Origin of the sequence: Bacillus sp. IT-79MI2, from assembly GCF_949768135.1 — a bacterium.
Classification (GTDB): domain Bacteria; phylum Bacillota; class Bacilli; order Bacillales; family Bacillaceae_G; genus Bacillus_A; species Bacillus_A pseudomycoides.
Genome location: NZ_CATKPV010000051.1, coordinates 356100 through 374257 on the forward strand (window position 1 = coordinate 356100; position 18158 = coordinate 374257).

The window sequence follows — 18158 nt, forward strand, 5'->3', positions numbered from 1 at the left end:
GAAAGAATAATGTTATTAATAGAAGTTACATTTTATCTTCCCATTCGTAGATAGTAGTGTAGTAACGCACATCTAATGAAAGCAAAGAAGCTGTCAAGATAAGTGATCTATAAAATCCAAGTTCTCGAGGACTGAATGAAATTTCAGTGTACTATGGAGAAAATAAAAACAACAAATAAGAGGTGATTCTTCGTCATCTCTTATTTGTTGTTTTTTATTGTTCATTTTTAAATTGGTACATTTCTGGGCTTATACTAGAGTCATTATACAGGAATAGTATGACATCAGGATTTAATTCTTTTAGATCTTTTATTATATTTTTACTAGCTGCAAATCGTGGATCGATAAATGTTATTTGTTCAAAATGCTGAGCAAATAAGGGATATGTTGCATCAGCATAAGAATCTTTGATAACTACAGCATGTAATTTGTTTTTTGCTTTCGAATTTAAGATATTAATTTGTGCATAGTCATTTTGATAGACCATTGCATAAGTTGGTGCGGGTTGTTTTTTATCTATTGCAAAGAACTCTTTCATTGGCATTTTAGTCGATTGCTCAGATACAGGTCCGATATATACTGTATAATCATCCCATGCATTTGGATTTTGCTTTAATTGTACATAAGGGATTTGTTCAGGAGTTTTTATTAAATTATACAGTTGTTTATTCCAACTTCCAATAAAATCTCCATTAGGTTTTTCAGTAATGAATTTATAATTATCTCGATTTACTTTATCATCTTTATATATCTTTGAGTGATCAGATATATAATTCATTGCATATTCATATCCATAAAACGCACCTTTCATATTCCAATGATGGTCTGTTTTAAAGTATAAACTTTCTAACTGTTCACGGCTAAACTCTTTTTGGAAGAATGGCAGAACATCGATAACAGGAAAGTTTATATTATTTAATGCTTGTACAAGGTAATCGCGATGTTTTTGGTCATATCCACGATCTACGTATGGTGGATATCTATATGAAAATGTCGTTAGTTTACTTGGTGCTAACATAAAATAAAACTCAGTTTTTGGAAACTGATTTCTTAAATTATCTAATTCATTCACAGATTGCTTCATTTGTTCACGTTCATCAGTTTTTGTTGGTTCAGATAGAATAAAACCATCGTTTGCAACATATTTTTGATTTATAAATGTTCGGTTGAAGTGCATTTGTAAATTTGTATATATTTCAATAAAGAAATCTCGACCTGCAATATGATCTGTAAAGTGTAACTCGGTATCTTTGAAGTATTTTCCTGATTTTAAACCATCTTTAGTTAAGACAGGATCAATAGCTAGATCCCTATTTTCAAAATTAGAAAAGGTTTTTTTATCCAAGTAAATAATTTTTCCAGTCCATATACACATTCCGAAAATAACAATTAAAAATCCTGTAATTAATATACGGTTGTTTAAATTTTTCATAGCTACCCCTCCTTTAAAAGCGGAAGTAAATAAATGGATTATACGTTGCATTTGTTAAATACATCATAACGATTATTAGCACACTTAAATAATAAAGTGGAGATAAAATTACTATCCTTTTTGTTGAAAGCATAGTTTTCAACAAAGAAAAAATTGGAGCTGAAGTAACAATTGCCAGGAGAAAAATTCCCCAATAGTTCATGACATAGAAGTAACTCTTAATGTCAGTTAATGGTCCATTTATTCCAAACATTGTTTGGAGAAATTCAAAACAGTAAGCAAAATTATCAGCTCGGAAGAAAACCCATCCAATGATTACTAAAAACATAACGTATATATGTTGGACCGGGCGCCACATATTTTGCAACACTTTCTCAAAACCGGCTTTTTCTAAAGCAATGAGACATCCGTAATAAATTCCCCAAATCATAAAGGTCCAACTAGCTCCATGCCAAAAACCTGTTAGTGCCCATACGATAAAAAGATTACGATAGACTTTCCAGCTGGATACTCGGTTTCCTCCAAGTGGAATATAGACATAATCGCGGAACCACGAACCAAGTGAAATGTGCCAACGACGCCAGAATTCAGAAATAGATTTTGAAATATATGGATAATTGAAATTCTCTAGAAAATCAAATCCAAACATTTTTCCTAATCCAATTGCCATATCACTATACCCAGAAAAATCAAAATAAATTTGTAGTGTATAAGCGATAGCACCAATCCAAGCGGTAGAAACACTCATGGTTGCTGGATCCATGGCGAAAATTTCATCGGCAATAGCGCCTAATTGATTAGCGATTAACACTTTTTTCCCTAACCCGATGATAAAACGTCGAACTCCTTCAGAGAATTTATCGGCATCAACTGTTCGGGTATGTAGTTGATGAGAAATTGTATTATAACGAACGATTGGTCCAGCAACTAATTGAGGGAAAACAGTAAAGTACAATGCGAGATCAAAAATATTACGCTGCGCATCTACTTTCTTCTTATATATATCAATGATATAACTCATAGCGTGGAAAGTAAAAAAGGAAATACCAATCGGCAATGGAATCTTTTCTAATACAATGTTTGTATGAAACATTGTATTTATATTATCGATTAAGAAATTAGCATATTTAAAATAACCTAAAATAGCTGTGTTTATAATAATAGCTAAAGTTAAGAGCGTTTTTCTACTAAGTATAGTTGCTCTTTCTTTGGCAAGCCAAATACCAAACCAATAGTTTATAAAAATAGAAAAGAGCATGAGAAATACATATATTGGTTCTCCCCACGCATAAAATAATAAGCTAAATAATAGAAGAACAATATTTTGCAATTCTTTGCGAACAGTGTGATATACAAATAACACTGCAGGTAAAAACAAACATAAGAATAAGAGGTTACTAAATACCATTTATGTTAAGTCCTTTCTGTAAGTTTATAGGCAGTCAGTAAAATATTATATCACAATTAAAGAAATATAAAGAGTTTAATCTTACTATATTATCTGTTTAATGGGAGTTCTTTGCTCTCATATGTAAAATCTTTTTTAAAAGAAGAAGCATCCTAGCTGTCCTTTAGATTTAGGGCAGCTAGGATGCTTCTTACGTATATTATGTAATGATTTTTTGAAATGCCCATATATATTGTAATAAACTAGGACATATGAAAGGGGGCAACGACTTGAAAATATCACTTGTTTCGATCTTTCATTTTATTATATGGAGCGGGTTTTCATTAGTGTTATTATTATCAAATCGTGATAAAGCACATTACAAAGTATTACTTTTTTTTATATTTTTTTATTTAGCTTATGTTATTGCACATTTTATGTTGCACTCCAGAAAAGAGGCAGTTTGTTGCACCATTGGAAATAGTATGTTCTTTTTTTTCATTAAATATCTCTTTTTCACAGGTTAGCGTTTATAAAAATACATTGTTCTTCCATTAAATAACCTTAATTCACCTTCTAATTTCTTGGCTAAAAAACGGCAGAATTCATTCGCTTTTCCTTTATCTCCAAATGTGGCAGTAGAAGGTAAGGAGATTTGAACGAAAGCTTGCTCGTTTTCTATTCCAACCCCCACATAAATAGAAGTATATCGATCATGACTAGATTTTAGCTCAAGTGTAGTATCAGACGTATCAAGTATTTCGTATGGAAATGCCACGCTAGTATATGCATAGCTAACTTGCACACCGGTTTGGGAAGTAATTTCTTTATAATAACGAAAAAGTTGTTTTACATCTTCTAATGAGATAGCTTGTTGTTTAGATTTAGGTACAAGTTTAATAAATGCATGTTGCATAAAGATTTTCCTCCTGACGTAATATATATATTTATTTTAACACTGTTGTAAATTTTTTGACAATTAAAAAGGGATCATTCCTCGTTTTGTTTAATATATACAAGTAGAAAGTGTTGTAAAGAAAGGAGGGAGTAAATGTTTGAAAAATTGTATGATGAGCATGAAAGTGTGAAGGTACGATTTCTAGGATTTATGACACATGAGAACCGTTATGACTTTGGGGTCATTTATACAAATATGTTTTTTGGGAAACCTCTTGTCGTGTGCATGCAAACTGGGAGAGCGACTCTACTAGGACAAGATGATGTGGATAATGTTCAACATTTACAACAGGTCTTTAAATTACAATCGGAGGAGGAGGCGGATGATTTAGCACAGTTCTTTAAGTTTCTTGTACCACCTACTTCTTTACATGCTGAATATGAAGAATAAACAAAAGGGAACAGTCGTACTTATTAAGATATGACTGTTTTTTTGTTATTGTCTCATACTAATGTAAAATAAAATTTTTAATGTGTTATACTAAAAACCTATTGACGTAAAAAGTATAACATATTAAAATAAAGACAGAAAGTTAAGCGGTTACAAAAGTTTTTGGGATTATAAACTTAGGGGGAAATAAAAAATGGGAACAATCGTATGTCAAGATTGTGAAAGTACAATTGCACACTTCGAGGATGAGAAAGTAACGGTACTTTACGGGAAATGTGAATTTTGCGGATGTGATCACAAGGAGCATACAAAAGCCCAATAATATATAGGAATCTTGCAGCTGAAAAAGTTTTTAGGACCATAAACTTAGGGGGAAATGAAAAATGGGAACAATCGTATGTCAAGTTTGTGAAGGAACAATTGCACACTTTGAAGATGAAAAAACAACAGTACTTTATGGGAAATGTGGATCTCATTGTGAATGTGATCATAAAGAACATTCAAAAGCCCAGTAATATATAGGAAGTTTATGAATATAAAGATTTGAAACTATAAATGAAACTCAGGGGGAAATAAAAAATGGGAACAATTGTATGTCAAGCTTGTGAAGGAACAATCGCACACTTTGAAGATGAAAAAACAACAGTACTTTATGGGAAATGTGGATCTTGCGGATGTGATCACAAGGAGCATACAAAAGCCCAATAATTAAAAAGGCGCCTGCATCTGCAGGCGCCTTTTTTAATAGATTGTAGTTGTATGACCAACCGTTGCAACAATTGCATCGTCCCTGATGGGAATAAATTTGAGTGTTGTTTGTAGATTATTAACAGAAGTATGTTGACTCATAAGACGGCTATCTATTCGCGTAATAAAATCTGTTAAATATGCTGAGATAAAAGCATATGGAATTCTTCGTTCATTCAATAGGTAAATAATTTGTTCTTTTGTCTTTACTCCTACACCATGACCATAAAAAAAGAAATTGCCTAAATAAATGGCATTCTCTCCTTGCCACTCAACCGAAGCTGGATTTACTTGTGGGTTTTTAAAGTAAACAAGATCGCCAGGAACGATATCCCCACCGGTTTTTGTCACCAGTTTTAAATCTTGATCATAATCCCATGTATATAGTAGAAGGTTTGCGAATAAGTGATTAAAGATTTGGTCATCATATAGAGCTAAAAGTGCTTTGTAAAAAATAATAATCATTGCTGTTGCACATTCTGTTCCGTATTTTTTCCCGTTTTTAAAAATATCTCGTATCGCGACGGAGGGTGGTACATTTGGGAGTAGTTGAAACCCTCCCAGTGGTGTCCTTTGCCAAAATTCAGGGTTACAATAGGACTCTTGGAATGTACGGAATTGAAGTCCGCTTTGAAAGAGTTCTAAGGCAGATGTAATAATATAAATTCGTAAATTTAGATCGAAAATGAGTTCATCAGCCGTTCGGAATGCATATACTTCTTGATTTCCAGCCATAATGGCTAATATTTGTTGTTTCTCAGTAGCGAACGGTTCGTTTTCACTCGTGATATAAGGATGTACAATAGAACGACCAATCACAATCATAACTGTATCCCCACCTATACGTTACATTCTTTAGTATGGTATGAGTAAAAGAAAAAATGGTGAAAAAAAAGCCTATCAAATGATAGGCTTATATTCTTTAATAACGCGTAATGTTTGTAATGTCATGTCTTCGGGACCTTGTACTGGCAGACCCGCTTCTAAATTTTTATGAATGTAATCTAAGTTTTCTTGTGTAATAATTTCACCTGGAGTAAAGATTGGAATCCCTGGTGGATAAACCATTACAAAATCAGCTATAATGCGGCCAGCAGCATTTTCAAATGGGATGACCTCTGTCTCTGAATAAAAAGCATCTCGAGGAGAGAGGGCAAGTACAGGGATTTCTGGAATTTCAACTTGTACTTGAACACCTTTGTCCGCTCTATCTTTAAATGTAGTTGCTAGTTTTTGTAAGGCCTGGATGAGAATGTTGGTTTCATCCTCTGTATCCCCTAATGTAACGAGGCATAGAATGTTATATAAGTCCGAAAGCTCGACCTCAATGTTGTAATGTTCTCTTAACCATAATTCTGCCTCATGACCTGTAATCCCTAAATTTTTGACAGATACAATCAGTTTTGTTGGATCATAACTAAATGTTGCATCCGTACCTAACATTTCTTTACCAGGGCAGTATAGGTTTTCAATCTTATTTACAGTATTGCGGACATGTTCAGCTAACTGAATTGTTTTTGTGATTAATTCTTGTCCTTCAGTCGCAAGGCGTTTTCTGGCAACATCTAAAGAAGCCAATAGAATATAAGAAGTTGATGTTGTTGTAAGCATGCTAATAATAGATTGGACATGTTTTACATTCACAAGACCTTCTTTTACATTTAAAATAGAACTTTGTGTTAAGGATCCTCCTAATTTATGGACACTTGTTGCTGCCATATCTGCACCAGCTTGCATGGCTGACATCGGTAGTTCCTCATGAAAATGAATATGAACACCGTGAGCTTCATCTACTAGTACAGGTATATCGTAGGAATGAGCTAATTTTACAATTTGTTGTAAGTCTGCAGCAAATCCGAAATACGTTGGGTTAATAACAAGTAATCCTTTTGCATCTGAATGCTCCTCAAGTGCTTTTTTTACAGATTGAATCGTAATCCCGTGTGAAATACCGAGCTTCGGATCAATTTCAGGATGAATGAAAATTGGTTTTGCACCTGAGAAAATAATGGCTGACATTACAGATTTATGAACGTTTCGTGGTACAAGAATTTTATCACCTGGGCCACAAACGCTCATCACCATTGTCATAATTGCACCGCTTGTTCCCTGGACGGAAAAGAAAGTATGATCTGCACCGAACGCAGTCGCTGCTAAGTCTTGAGCCTCTTTAATCATACCTTTTGGATGATGTAAATCATCGAGCGGCGCGATATTAATTAAATCAATTGCTAATGCATTATGCCCAATAAATTCGCGAAACATAGGATCCATTCCTTGTCCTTTTTTATGACCTGGGATATGGAATTGAATTGGATTTCGCTTACTGTGCTCTACTAAAGCGGTAAACAATGGTGTTTTGTATTGGGACAATCTATACACCCCTTCTTCTTCGTAATATTTATTATGAATTGTTTTATGTTTATCTTGTTCAATAAGAAAGTTATTTCCCCTGTATAGTTATATAACCGTCTATAAGAACTTGAATTGTTCTACTTACCATTCAAAAATTTTGTCATGGAAGCTTCACTTTATTTTCAATAAAACAAAAGCATTATATCACCAATGATTATATATGTATAGGGAAAATTATTATTTTTATTATATGCATAATTAGTAGTAAGTTTATCCCATTATGTGTGAGTAATAAACGCTCGTCCTAGGCTTTAAAGAAAGCGAGAAGATATGTGGAATTTCAATAATAGAAGTTGCACTTTATCCTGCTGGTAGTCAGTCATATCTTTACGGCGAGATTTAGCGGAAGTAAAGAAGTTAGGTGAAGGGAAATAATACGTAAGGTTACATTTTTCAGGCGAATGAAGAGCTGTTTTTTAATTACCCTGTTATTTTTAATCTGGCAGGAGACAATTCCATAATAAAAGAGAAATAGTGTATAATGCAAAGTGGTTATAGCAAAGAAGGTTGGAAGTTTTATTTTTAAGGTAGCATAATGGTAGAAAATAAAAATGGATGAGGTGTACATATGGAATATCAATATCCACTTGATTATGATTGGTCAAATGATGAGATGATTGCAATCGTGACATTCTATGAGGCAATTGAAAAGGCGTATGAAAAAGGTATCGTTAGAGAAGAATTGATGAGATTATATCGTCGTTTTAAAGAAATTGTACCGTCGAAAGCAGAAGAGAAGAAAATTGATAAAGAGTTTCAAGAGATAAGTGGTTACTCTATATATCGGGCAATTCAAAAAGCGAAAGAAGTAGAAGAACAAAAGATTGTAAAAGTGTAAAAATATTTTGAAAATTAAAATTCAAAGTGCTATAATGGGATAACAACTAAAAACGGACAATGTACATTGTCCGTTTTCTACTATCGATTACAAATTTTATATAAAGGAAGGAGTGATTGCATCGTAGCTTCAACCTTTGTAAGAAATTGTTCATCAGTAAGTGTTGGAAATTCTTCTGGTGAGATGTGAATACCTACTAGTAACTCTGCTTTTTTTATAGTGGCTAAGCGTTCAATCATTTTTTGTAATTCATTTGCTTCAAGCATGTTATGCGGTTTTACACCTGGTTTAGTATGGTCAATGGACCAAACGAAGTCATTTGGTATATTTGTTTTTAAATCATTTAAATGTCCTAAGAAGGCATGAGCCGCTTCCACTTTCTGTGGACACTCATAGATTAAACCAAAGTATATGAAAGCGTGGGTTCCCCATAAACCGATTTGAAAATGTGGTAACATTTTATAACCGCGTTTATTTGTTGAAAAAGCAACCCAAGTATCGTTTGGTGGATTGACTTTACGACGTGCGTGTTTCGCTACATGATAGAAGAAAGTTTCACCAGTTTGTTCTGATAAATAATGAGAAAATTGTTCGCCTAGAGCTTCTAATTTAGGATGAATGTTTGTTTTAATAGCATCCATTCGCTCTTCAAGGCCATCAACAGAAAAGACTGCAAAGTCCTTTTCTTTAAATGTTTGTAATGTCATGACTGTTCCTCCAACTCCTAGTTTGTTTTTAATTTTAGCATAGCTTGTACTATTCATAAAAAAAATCAGCATAAAAAATTTACGTAAAAAAATATAATTTTGTTGCATAGATGATTTATCCAACATAATATAGTATAAAACAAAAAATCAGAAAATTAAATTAATTTCAGTCCAAGGGCAGACGAATATTGGGAGGAGGCAATAAAAATGAGACAGGTGATTAATGCGTTAAAGAGAACAGATGCTGAAAAAAGAATTCCGGTGCTAAGATTGGAGTTAGATTATGAATTAGCAACGCTATACGATGCAATGATGGAAAATGATAATCAGAAAAAAGAAGAGTGCGTGCAAAAATTAGAAGTACTAAGACTTGAAATGATTCGTTTAGAAGCATAATAATAGTATATGTATAAAAATTAAGTTGGTGCGAACCTTATAAAGGGTTCGTTTTTTCTGTGAACAGTATAGATCGGAGTGTTTAAACATGCAAGAGGTATGGAAAGAAATCGATACAAATGCAAAGCAGTGGATTCGAGAAGCTGGCGAGCGTTTAATGGCATCATTGCAAAAGACACTTATTGTAGAGACAAAATCAAATGCAGCAGATTTAGTAACAAATATGGATCGAGAAACAGAACAGTTTTTGATTAGGAAAATTAAACAAACATTTCCAGATCATTATATTTTAGGAGAAGAAGGGTATGGAGATGAGGTTGCTTCTTCGGATGGAGTTGTTTGGTTAATTGATCCAATTGATGGTACGATGAATTTTGTTCATCAAAAAAGAAACTTTGCGATTTCAATTGGCATTTATGAGAACGGTATCGGAAAAATCGGTCTCGTCTATGATCCGGTTCATGAAGAACTGTATCATGCTGTAAAAGGAGAAGGAGCTTTTTGTAATGATACATCCATTCCTACTCTTGAGAAAAGTACAGTGGAGCATGGAATAATTGCGTTAAATGCAACTTGGCTCACTGATAATCCATTACTTAATATGGAGAAAATGATGCAGCTTGTGAAATTGGCAAGAGGGACACGATCATATGGATGTGCAGCGCTAGAAATGGTCTATGTTGCAACCGGAAGATTGGATGCTTACGTGACGCCACGATTATCTCCTTGGGATTTTGGCGGTGGAATGATTATTGTAGAAGAAGTCGGTGGTAAGGTGACGACATTTGCTGGCACTACTCTTTCTATCGTGGAAAAAAGCAGTGTATTAGTTGCGAAGCCGGGAGTATATGAAGAGTTACTACCATTTGTATCACAGTAACAAAAAAAGTAAGAGGCCAAGAAGTAGCTTCTTACTTTTTACTGTTACTGTGATTTACGCATTTTGCGTTTTGTTATAAATCCATATCCAACTGTAACAAATGTGCCAATGATGCAAATAATAATACCGATGGGACTATTTTCAGCAATCATAATTCCAATGCCAATTAAGAAAATAACACCGATAATAGCCGTTAATAAAAAGCGATATTGAATGTGTTCCATATCTTCACCCTCCAATTTCATTTTACTTTCACAAAAGTAAGAATACAACTATATTTTCATTCTTGATTTTATTTTGATTGCCATTGTATCACCTTCGCTCTTATAATAGAGAAGGATTAAAAAGACACTAGGAGTTGGACATGTTGAAAAAACGACAAGATTTACGCAATATAGCAATTATCGCCCACGTTGACCATGGTAAAACAACACTTGTTGACCAATTATTACGTCAAGCGGGGACGTTTCGTGCAAATGAGCACGTAGAAGAGCGTGCAATGGATTCAAATGATTTAGAAAGAGAACGCGGTATTACCATTTTAGCGAAAAATACAGCGATTCATTATGAAGATAAACGAATTAACATTTTAGATACACCTGGACACGCTGACTTCGGTGGTGAAGTAGAGCGTATTATGAAAATGGTTGATGGTGTTTTACTTGTTGTTGATGCATACGAAGGTTGTATGCCTCAAACACGATTTGTTTTAAAGAAAGCATTAGAACAAAACTTAACTCCGATCGTGGTTGTAAACAAAATTGACCGTGACTTTGCTCGTCCTGATGAAGTGGTTGACGAAGTAATTGACTTATTCATTGAGCTTGGTGCAAACGAAGATCAATTAGAGTTCCCTGTTGTATTCGCATCAGCAATGAATGGAACAGCAAGCTTAGATTCAAACCCAGCAAATCAAGAAGAGAATATGAAATCATTATTTGACACAATCATTGAACATATTCCAGCACCAATTGATAATAGCGAAGAGCCACTTCAATTCCAAGTAGCACTTCTTGATTACAATGACTATGTTGGCCGTATTGGGGTTGGCCGTGTATTCCGCGGTACAATGAAAGTAGGACAACAAGTAGCATTAATGAAGGTTGACGGAAGTGTAAAACAATTCCGTGTAACTAAATTATTTGGTTACATTGGATTAAAACGCCAAGAAATTGAAGAAGCAAAAGCTGGAGACTTAGTAGCTGTTTCAGGTATGGAAGACATCAACGTTGGTGAAACAGTATGTCCAGTTGAGCATCAAGAGGCATTACCATTACTACGTATCGATGAGCCAACATTACAAATGACATTCCTTGTAAATAACAGCCCATTTGCAGGTCGTGAAGGTAAATATATTACATCTCGTAAAATTGAAGAGCGTCTTCGTGCACAGCTAGAAACAGATGTAAGCTTACGTGTAGATAACACAGATTCTCCTGATGCATGGATTGTATCTGGACGTGGAGAGTTGCACTTATCAATCTTAATTGAGAACATGCGTCGTGAAGGATATGAATTACAAGTATCTAAACCAGAAGTAATTATTAGAGATGTTGATGGTGTAAGATGTGAGCCTGTAGAGCGCGTACAAATTGACGTGCCAGAAGAGTATACTGGTTCTATTATGGAGTCAATGGGTGCACGTAAAGGTGAAATGTTAGATATGGTGAATAACGGAAACGGTCAAGTTCGTCTGACGTTTATGGTTCCAGCACGTGGCCTAATTGGTTATACAACAGAGTTCTTAACTTTAACACGTGGTTACGGTATTTTAAACCATACATTCGATAGCTATCAGCCAGTACATGCTGGACAAGTTGGTGGACGTCGTCAAGGTGTTCTAGTTTCACTTGAAACAGGAAAAGCATCACAATACGGTATTATGCAAGTTGAAGACCGTGGTGTAATCTTCGTTGAACCAGGTACAGAAGTATATACAGGTATGATTGTTGGGGAGCATACACGTGAGAATGATTTAACAGTTAACGTTGTAAAAATGAAACAACAAACTAACATTCGTTCTGCAACAAAAGACCAAACGTCAACAATGAAAAAACCTCGTATCATGACATTAGAAGAGTCATTAGAATACTTAAATGACGATGAGTACTGTGAAGTAACACCAGAATCAATCCGTCTTCGCAAAAAGATTCTTGATAAGAGCGAGCGCGAAAGAGCTGCTAAGAAAAAGAAATCTGTAGAAGCGTAAAAGATAAAGCTGCCTTTTCATTAAAAAGGCAGCTTTTTTAATTTGCTTATTTTTCGAAAATTTAATCTTTTATCTAGACAGTATTTTTTCTACAAGGTAATCTTATAGTAGACAACATAGAATTTAAAAATTAAGAAGTAAGGTGCTGTTAGTTAGTTGAATGAATTTGGCCGATATGGATTATTTTCTATCTTTATTTTAGATAGGGGGATTTTTATTCATCTTTGCTAGATGAAGGGGAGAAGTATAATGCTAGAGAGAATGTCATTTTTTGCAAAGTTATACAATGTAGATGTGAATCCAGAAGTAGGGATGTGGCAGCTTTACGGTACAATGATTATACTAAGTGCACTCGTATATAATTTAGGATTTGCTAGGAAGTTACCGTTACTAAAAAACATTGTGATTTATGTATCCTTAGCAATTGGATGTACAGTTTTAACTTTTTTGGGAGTGTTTTTACCAGTAGGAGAAGGACTTGTTGTGACAGCGATTGTATTCGGTATTTATAGATTACGCTTACGCCAAGCAAAGCAACAAAGAGTGGGTTAAAGGGGGGGATGTTTCATGCGTTCTGTACAAGATGCGTTATATAATTGGCTAACAATTAAAACTGTCGCGGAAGCACGCCCGCATGATGCAGCTGCGCAAGAAACATATTTACTGTTTCATAACATGTTACATGAAGATCATCAATTAAGAGATGTAACGGTGGAAAAAAAAGAAGATATGTATTTGGTTACATATGAACAAGAAGGAGAAAAACATTCTACAAGATTTCCGATAGAGCTTATAGATTGTTTCTTAGATCAAATGAAACGAGAGCCGGAGAAATATAAATAAGCCCTCATCTGAATGATTAAGGACTTATTTGACAGTTTACCACTCATCTTCTATTGTTTTATCACGATATAAGTGGAAATTTCCAGTTGCATGGCGTTCCATTGTACGTTCTGCAATACGTTCTGTGCATTCCATGCACATATATGTATGAATAGGACGGTTACGAAGCCTTTTGGCCATAGGATTTTCGTCATCTAACTCTTCTTTTTTATCACAAAGCATGCATTTGACTCTCATTTCGTCACCTCAATACAAATTCTATCGATATAAGTATATCATGTAAATTTGATATTTTTGAACTATAGGGGGAAAAAATAATATTTTCGCAATTCGAAAAATAAGTTATCATTAAGATAAATAAAATTTTGGAGGTGGAAATATGGCAAATGTAGTAGAACCTACATTGACAGATTCTTTAGTTCAATCTTTACGTGAAGGACGCATTATAACAATTGCAACAATTGATTTTGAAAAGGCTGTTCCGAATGTAAGTGCTATTTCATGGGTATATGCAATAAATGAGACAAGTATTCGATTTGCGATTGATCAACGCTCTCGTATTGCGGAAAATTTGCGCCATCATGCAGGGCTTGTACTCACTGTAATGGCAAATGAATCTGTATTTTCCATTAGCGGTGAAGCAAAGATTTTAAAGGAGAGATTGGATGGCAGTCCACTCAAATTAACTGCAGTAGAAGTATCTGTTCAAGAAGTACGTGATGTTATGTTTTATGGAGCAAAGCTTGCTTCGGAACCAACATATGAAAAAACATATGATCTTCGTGCTGCTGAAAAACTTGATAATCAAGTTTTAACGGCGATGAAAGAATTGTAGAAAAGTGGATGAGCATTATGGTTGTTCATCCTTTTCTGCTATTTTAACCTGAGTGAATAAGGAATCTTTGCTACATGTTAGAATATAAATTTTGACGAATGAATACGATACCTAGTTATGAATGAGAAAAATGATTAAGAAAAGTTTTAATTTATATGAATTTCGATTCTACCTCGTTAATACATTACATATAATTATAACAATGGTTCGTCCATATGATGATCATGGATGAAACCCTTGTTCTACAAATTTAAAAGTGGAGTCAGGGGGTAACAGGTTGGATAAAATTTATGTGTTAGATACGAATGTACTTTTGCAGGATCCTTTATCTATTTTTTCTTTTGAAACAAATGAGGTAGTGATTCCAGCAGTTGTATTAGAAGAGGTTGATTCGAAAAAACGCTACATGGATGAAGTCGGACGAAATGCTCGTTATGTATCTAAATTGATAGATAAATTTCGCGAATTAGGAAAACTGCATGAGAGTATACCTCTTGAAAATGGAGGGACATTTCGTATTGAATTAAACCATCGCTCATTTGTTCAACTGCAAGATATTTTTGTTGAAAAAACAAACGATAATCGTATTTTAGCTGTTGCGAAAAATTTATTCTTAGAAGAGCAAGAGAAAGAGAATGGAAAGTCTGTCATTTTAGTAAGTAAAGATGTACTTGTGAGAGTAAAAGCAGATGCTCTTGGTTTACAAGCTGAAGATTATTTAAGTGATCGTGTAATTGAAGTGGAAAATATATATTCAGGTTTTTTAGAAGGTTACATATCAAAAGAACAGCTAAATTATTTTTATGAAAAAGGAGAACTTCCTTTATCGGAAATTGCAAATCATCCATTTTATCCAAATCAATTTATCGTGATGAAAGATGCATTAGGGGGTTCTAGCTCTGCACTTGGAATTGTTGATTATTCAGGGAAAAAAGTGAAGAAACTTATTTTTCATAATGAGCAAGTTTGGGGAATACGCCCGCGGAATGTGCAGCAAATTATGGGATTAGAATTGTTGCTTCGTGAAGATATTCCACTCGTAACGTTAACAGGGAAAGCAGGAACTGGTAAAACCTTACTCGCGTTAGCTGCTGGTCTTATGCAAACGGAGGATCTAGGATTGTACAAAAAACTCCTTGTTGCTCGGCCGATTGTTCCAGTTGGTAAGGATATCGGATATTTACCAGGAGAAAAAGAAGAAAAGTTAAGACCGTGGATGCAGCCAATTTTCGATAATCTAGAGTATTTATTTAATACAAAAAAACCAGGCGAATTAGATGCGATTTTAGCGGGTATGGGTTCAATTGAAGTAGAGGCGCTTACTTATATACGAGGACGAAGTATTCCAGATCAATTTATTATTATTGATGAGGCGCAAAATTTAACGAAACATGAAGTGAAAACAATATTAACAAGGGTTGGAGAAAAAAGTAAAATTGTATTAATGGGAGATCCGCAACAAATTGATCATCCTTACTTAGATGAATATAATAATGGTTTAACGTATGTTGTAGAGAAATTTAAAGAACAAAAAATTAGCGGACATGTAAAGTTTGTAAAAGGAGAGCGTTCTAATTTAGCACAACTAGCAGCGGACTTATTATAAAGTGAAACTTTAATCAGTGAGGGATTTCATCAGCCGAAGTCTAACTGTTTTGCTGTTGTTAAATTTTGAGGTGGGAATACTTCTGACCGCAAAGAGTGGAAAAAAAGGAGTGGCTTTTGCCTACTCCTTTTTTAAATAATTGTAAACTTACGGATATTTCGAATTGGATTGTTTATATTAGAGCCGTCACCAAAGTAAAGGTGGACAGGTCCATCTTCTCGTAATGGTTTTCCATCTTTTGAAAATCCAAGAATAACATTGTTTGCTTCTTCTAATGAAAGTGTGATTGAATCATGCAATGCATGGATTTCAACATGTGTTGCTTCAGCTGTAATTTCAGCATTTTTGAAAAATGGATGAAGTGGTATGCCAAACGTTCCTGAAATAAGCTGTTCCTTTTTAAATTTTTTTACGCTTTTTTGAATAGGTGGAAAAGCGGCACCATCACGGATTTCACGATCCCAATGTTCGGAAGTGTGCTTGAGATAGTCTTCTAATTCTGATTTTTCTTCTTTCGTTTCGGTGAAGTAAGTTGTTAAATCTACTTTTCGATCATCAAAAATCCAAACGCTTGGGTCAAGTGTGATCGGAAAGCGTACTTTTCCATTTATAAATAAAATTTCACTCATTGTTGTTCCCCCATTTGTATTATGCTCCCACTTTTCAGTATAATAGCATTAGACACGATTGTCACAAAAAATGTTTCTATTGCAATTTATTAAGACTATCGCTAATATTAATAGATAGGATAGAAGAGTAGGACGGAAACGGAGGGAATCAATTTGGCGTCTGAGACAGTAGCAAATCATCAGGAAAAGGCACTTGCCCTTCTAAAAGCGGATGCGGAAAAGATTTTAAGACTTATTAAGGTGCAAATGGACCACCTTACGATGCCGCAATGTCCATTATATGAAGAAGTGTTGGACACGCAAATGTTTGGACTATCCCGTGAAGTTGACTTTGCGGTTCGTCTTGGTCTTATTACAGAAGAGCAAGGGAAAGAAATGTTAGGAGAGCTCGAACGGGAATTATCAGCACTTCATGAAGCATTTACAAACAAACAACAATAAAGGGTTCAAATAAGGGGGCTCAAACTGACTAGGTTTGAGCTTTTTATTTGTATAATAAAGCAGGAAGAATTCTGATACATATGGAATACAACAATAATTAAATTGAAACAGAAAGAGGAAATGAAATGAAAAGAGTATGGAAATCGATGGATTATTCATTATTACTTCCTCTTATTATTTTATGTGTGTTGGGAGTTATAATGGTATATAGTTCTAGTTCCATTGTTGCGATTTCAAGGCATAACTGGCCAGCAAATTACTTTTTTAAAAGACAATTACTTGCTCTAGCTGTTGGAACCGTAGGGTTAGGAATTATCGTTGCTATTCCGTACCACGTTTGGAGAAAACGAATTGTTTTGTTATTAATGATGACAGGTAGTATTGGATTGCTAGCGTTAGCATTATTGATTGGAAAGAAAGTAAATGGTGCGCAAGCATGGGTATTCGGTATACAGCCCGCTGAATTTGTTAAAATTGCTATCATTATTGTACTCGCGCGTTTCTTTGCGAGAAGGCAAGAAACTGATACTTCAGTTTGGAAGGGATCAGCAGGTACGATTATGTTTATAGGATTAATATTGGTTTTAATTCGTAAACAAAATGATTTAGGAACAGTTTTGTTAATCATAGGTATTGTCGGAATTATGTTTCTTTGTTCAGGGGTTCCGATTAACAAGTGGATAAAGCGTCTTGCATTAAGCACAATTGTATGGATTCCGCTTTTATACTTAGTTGGTAATTATGCATTGAAACCTTATCAAAAAGCACGTTTTGCGGTGTTTTTAAATCCATTTGATGATCCACAGGGTGATGGATTTCAGCTGGTGAATTCCTTTGTTGGAATTGCTTCAGGTGGACTGAATGGTAGAGGACTTAGTAATAGTATACAAAAATTTGGGTATTTACCTGAGCCACACACGGACTTTATTATGGCAATTATATCTGAAGAACTTGGTTTTATTGGTGTAGCGATTATTTTAATTAGTTTGTTACTCATTATCATTCGTGCATTCCGAATTGCTCAAAAGTGTAAAGATCCATTTGGAAGTTTAATTGCTATAGGCATTGCTAGCCTGTTTGGGGTGCAAACGTTTGTTAACATTGGTGGTATGTCTGGGCTAATGCCTCTTACTGGTGTGCCTTTGCCATTTGTCAGTTATGGTGGTAGTTCTTTAATGGCGAATCTATTTGCAATGGGTATATTGTTGAACTTAGGGAGTTATGTGAAACGACAAGAGAAGCAACAAAAAGAAATATATGAGAAAAAACAACAAGGTGAGCCACATCTTGTTGTTGTGAAATAAAAAGGTTTTGTGTTTGATGACACAAAACCTTTTTATTATGTTGTTTTTTAATGAGTTATACTTTGTTTGGTTTAAATAACAATAGTGTGTCATAAGTGTTTTAATGTGTTATACAATAAAACTGTCAGAAAAAGAAGAGTT

The 18158-nt window shown here is 34.4% G+C and carries 24 protein-coding genes; 15 read left to right on the forward strand and 9 right to left on the reverse strand.

Annotated elements, in window-relative coordinates; genetic code table 11:
• Positions 1–214: 214 nt before the first annotated feature.
• The gene (locus tag ACM6HU_RS08715; protein WP_016116076.1) at positions 215–1432 is read right to left on the reverse strand and encodes a DHHW family protein; all 1218 of its coding nucleotides are present in this window, start codon (positions 1430–1432) and stop codon (positions 215–217) included.
• A gap of 13 nt (positions 1433–1445) precedes the next feature.
• Positions 1446–2840, reverse strand: a complete 1395-nt coding sequence (locus ACM6HU_RS08720; protein ID WP_016116075.1) for an MBOAT family O-acyltransferase — start codon at positions 2838–2840, stop codon at positions 1446–1448.
• Positions 2841–3109: 269 nt separating this feature from the next.
• On the opposite strand from ACM6HU_RS08720, the gene ACM6HU_RS08725 reads away from it, so the two are divergent.
• Entirely contained in the window at positions 3110–3346 is a 237-nt protein-coding gene (locus ACM6HU_RS08725) for a hypothetical protein (RefSeq protein ID WP_033671441.1), read from the forward strand.
• Here ACM6HU_RS08725 and ACM6HU_RS08730 read toward each other — a convergent pair.
• Positions 3343–3735, reverse strand: a complete 393-nt coding sequence (locus ACM6HU_RS08730) for a DUF1885 family protein (protein ID WP_016116074.1) — start codon at positions 3733–3735, stop codon at positions 3343–3345. The genes ACM6HU_RS08725 and ACM6HU_RS08730 overlap by 4 nt on opposite strands.
• A gap of 135 nt (positions 3736–3870) precedes the next feature.
• Here ACM6HU_RS08730 and ACM6HU_RS08735 point away from each other — a divergent pair, with 135 nt between their 5' ends.
• The 4 genes from ACM6HU_RS08735 to ACM6HU_RS08750 all read left to right on the forward strand — a co-directional run bounded on the left by ACM6HU_RS08735 (position 3871) and on the right by ACM6HU_RS08750 (position 4875).
• On the forward strand, positions 3871–4167 hold the full coding sequence (locus ACM6HU_RS08735; RefSeq protein WP_003199960.1) for a DUF3055 domain-containing protein: 297 nt from the start codon (positions 3871–3873) through the stop codon (positions 4165–4167).
• A gap of 193 nt (positions 4168–4360) precedes the next feature.
• On the forward strand, positions 4361–4489 hold the full coding sequence (locus ACM6HU_RS08740; RefSeq protein WP_003199961.1) for a GapA-binding peptide SR1P: 129 nt from the start codon (positions 4361–4363) through the stop codon (positions 4487–4489).
• A 61-nt stretch (positions 4490–4550) separates the two neighbouring features.
• Positions 4551–4682, forward strand: coding sequence for a GapA-binding peptide SR1P (locus ACM6HU_RS08745; RefSeq protein WP_016116073.1), 132 nt, complete (start codon positions 4551–4553; stop codon positions 4680–4682).
• Between the two features lie 64 nt (positions 4683–4746).
• On the forward strand, positions 4747–4875 hold the full coding sequence (locus ACM6HU_RS08750) for a GapA-binding peptide SR1P (RefSeq protein ID WP_006095810.1): 129 nt from the start codon (positions 4747–4749) through the stop codon (positions 4873–4875).
• 33 nt (positions 4876–4908) lie between these two features.
• On the opposite strand, the gene ACM6HU_RS08755 is transcribed toward ACM6HU_RS08750, so the two are convergent.
• Together ACM6HU_RS08755 and ACM6HU_RS08760 are read right to left on the reverse strand one after the other, a co-directional pair.
• Positions 4909–5739 (reverse strand): protein-glutamine gamma-glutamyltransferase, encoded by an 831-nt coding sequence (locus ACM6HU_RS08755; RefSeq protein ID WP_016116072.1) that lies wholly within the window; start codon positions 5737–5739, stop codon positions 4909–4911.
• Positions 5740–5814: 75 nt separating this feature from the next.
• Positions 5815–7287: an aminotransferase class I/II-fold pyridoxal phosphate-dependent enzyme gene (locus ACM6HU_RS08760; protein WP_016116071.1), complete on the reverse strand. Its 1473-nt coding sequence runs from the start codon at positions 7285–7287 to the stop codon at positions 5815–5817.
• A 610-nt stretch (positions 7288–7897) separates the two neighbouring features.
• Here ACM6HU_RS08760 and ACM6HU_RS08765 point away from each other — a divergent pair.
• On the forward strand, positions 7898–8167 hold the full coding sequence (locus tag ACM6HU_RS08765; RefSeq protein WP_016116070.1) for a UPF0223 family protein: 270 nt from the start codon (positions 7898–7900) through the stop codon (positions 8165–8167).
• Positions 8168–8247: 80 nt separating this feature from the next.
• Here ACM6HU_RS08765 and ACM6HU_RS08770 read toward each other — a convergent pair whose 3' ends face one another.
• A complete protein-coding gene (locus tag ACM6HU_RS08770) occupies positions 8248–8874 on the reverse strand; it encodes a YktB family protein (RefSeq protein WP_033671485.1) in 627 nt (208 codons plus the stop codon).
• A gap of 207 nt (positions 8875–9081) precedes the next feature.
• Here ACM6HU_RS08770 and ACM6HU_RS08775 point away from each other — a divergent pair, with 207 nt between their 5' ends.
• The gene (locus tag ACM6HU_RS08775; RefSeq protein WP_001250169.1) at positions 9082–9270 is read left to right on the forward strand and encodes a hypothetical protein; all 189 of its coding nucleotides are present in this window, start codon (positions 9082–9084) and stop codon (positions 9268–9270) included.
• An 88-nt stretch (positions 9271–9358) separates the two neighbouring features.
• Entirely contained in the window at positions 9359–10150 is a 792-nt protein-coding gene (locus tag ACM6HU_RS08780) for an inositol monophosphatase family protein (protein WP_016116068.1), read from the forward strand.
• 44 nt (positions 10151–10194) lie between these two features.
• On the opposite strand, the gene ACM6HU_RS08785 is transcribed toward ACM6HU_RS08780, so the two are convergent.
• Positions 10195–10374, reverse strand: a complete 180-nt coding sequence (locus ACM6HU_RS08785) for a DUF5325 family protein (RefSeq protein WP_000400124.1) — start codon at positions 10372–10374, stop codon at positions 10195–10197.
• A gap of 140 nt (positions 10375–10514) precedes the next feature.
• Between ACM6HU_RS08785 and typA the strand changes: the two genes are divergently transcribed.
• The 3 genes from typA to ACM6HU_RS08800 all read left to right on the forward strand — a co-directional run bounded on the left by typA (position 10515) and on the right by ACM6HU_RS08800 (position 13202).
• Positions 10515–12359, forward strand: coding sequence for a translational GTPase TypA (gene typA, locus ACM6HU_RS08790; RefSeq protein WP_003199689.1), 1845 nt, complete (start codon positions 10515–10517; stop codon positions 12357–12359).
• Positions 12360–12608: 249 nt separating this feature from the next.
• Positions 12609–12911, forward strand: a complete 303-nt coding sequence (locus tag ACM6HU_RS08795) for a YlaH-like family protein (RefSeq protein ID WP_016116067.1) — start codon at positions 12609–12611, stop codon at positions 12909–12911.
• A gap of 15 nt (positions 12912–12926) precedes the next feature.
• Positions 12927–13202 (forward strand): hypothetical protein, encoded by a 276-nt coding sequence (locus tag ACM6HU_RS08800; RefSeq protein ID WP_003199693.1) that lies wholly within the window; start codon positions 12927–12929, stop codon positions 13200–13202.
• A 36-nt stretch (positions 13203–13238) separates the two neighbouring features.
• On the opposite strand, the gene ACM6HU_RS08805 is transcribed toward ACM6HU_RS08800, so the two are convergent.
• Positions 13239–13439 carry a YlaI family protein gene (locus ACM6HU_RS08805; protein ID WP_016116066.1) on the reverse strand — a complete coding sequence of 67 codons (201 nt, stop codon included), beginning with the start codon at positions 13437–13439 and terminating at the stop codon, positions 13239–13241.
• Between the two features lie 142 nt (positions 13440–13581).
• On the opposite strand from ACM6HU_RS08805, the gene ACM6HU_RS08810 reads away from it, so the two are divergent.
• Both ACM6HU_RS08810 and ACM6HU_RS08815 read left to right on the forward strand, forming a co-directional pair.
• Positions 13582–14037 carry a pyridoxamine 5'-phosphate oxidase family protein gene (locus ACM6HU_RS08810; RefSeq protein WP_088093643.1) on the forward strand — a complete coding sequence of 152 codons (456 nt, stop codon included), beginning with the start codon at positions 13582–13584 and terminating at the stop codon, positions 14035–14037.
• A 277-nt stretch (positions 14038–14314) separates the two neighbouring features.
• Positions 14315–15643, forward strand: a complete 1329-nt coding sequence (locus ACM6HU_RS08815) for a PhoH family protein (protein ID WP_016116064.1) — start codon at positions 14315–14317, stop codon at positions 15641–15643.
• A gap of 131 nt (positions 15644–15774) precedes the next feature.
• Here the strand turns inward: ACM6HU_RS08815 and ACM6HU_RS08820 are convergent, their stop codons facing one another.
• The gene (locus tag ACM6HU_RS08820; RefSeq protein ID WP_016116063.1) at positions 15775–16272 is read right to left on the reverse strand and encodes a hypothetical protein; all 498 of its coding nucleotides are present in this window, start codon (positions 16270–16272) and stop codon (positions 15775–15777) included.
• Positions 16273–16425: 153 nt separating this feature from the next.
• Between ACM6HU_RS08820 and ACM6HU_RS08825 the strand changes: the two genes are divergently transcribed.
• The gene (locus ACM6HU_RS08825) at positions 16426–16713 is read left to right on the forward strand and encodes a YlaN family protein (RefSeq protein WP_003199704.1); all 288 of its coding nucleotides are present in this window, start codon (positions 16426–16428) and stop codon (positions 16711–16713) included.
• Positions 16714–16838: 125 nt separating this feature from the next.
• Entirely contained in the window at positions 16839–18017 is a 1179-nt protein-coding gene (locus ACM6HU_RS08830) for an FtsW/RodA/SpoVE family cell cycle protein (RefSeq protein ID WP_016116062.1), read from the forward strand.
• The last annotated feature ends 141 nt before the right edge of the window (positions 18018–18158 follow it).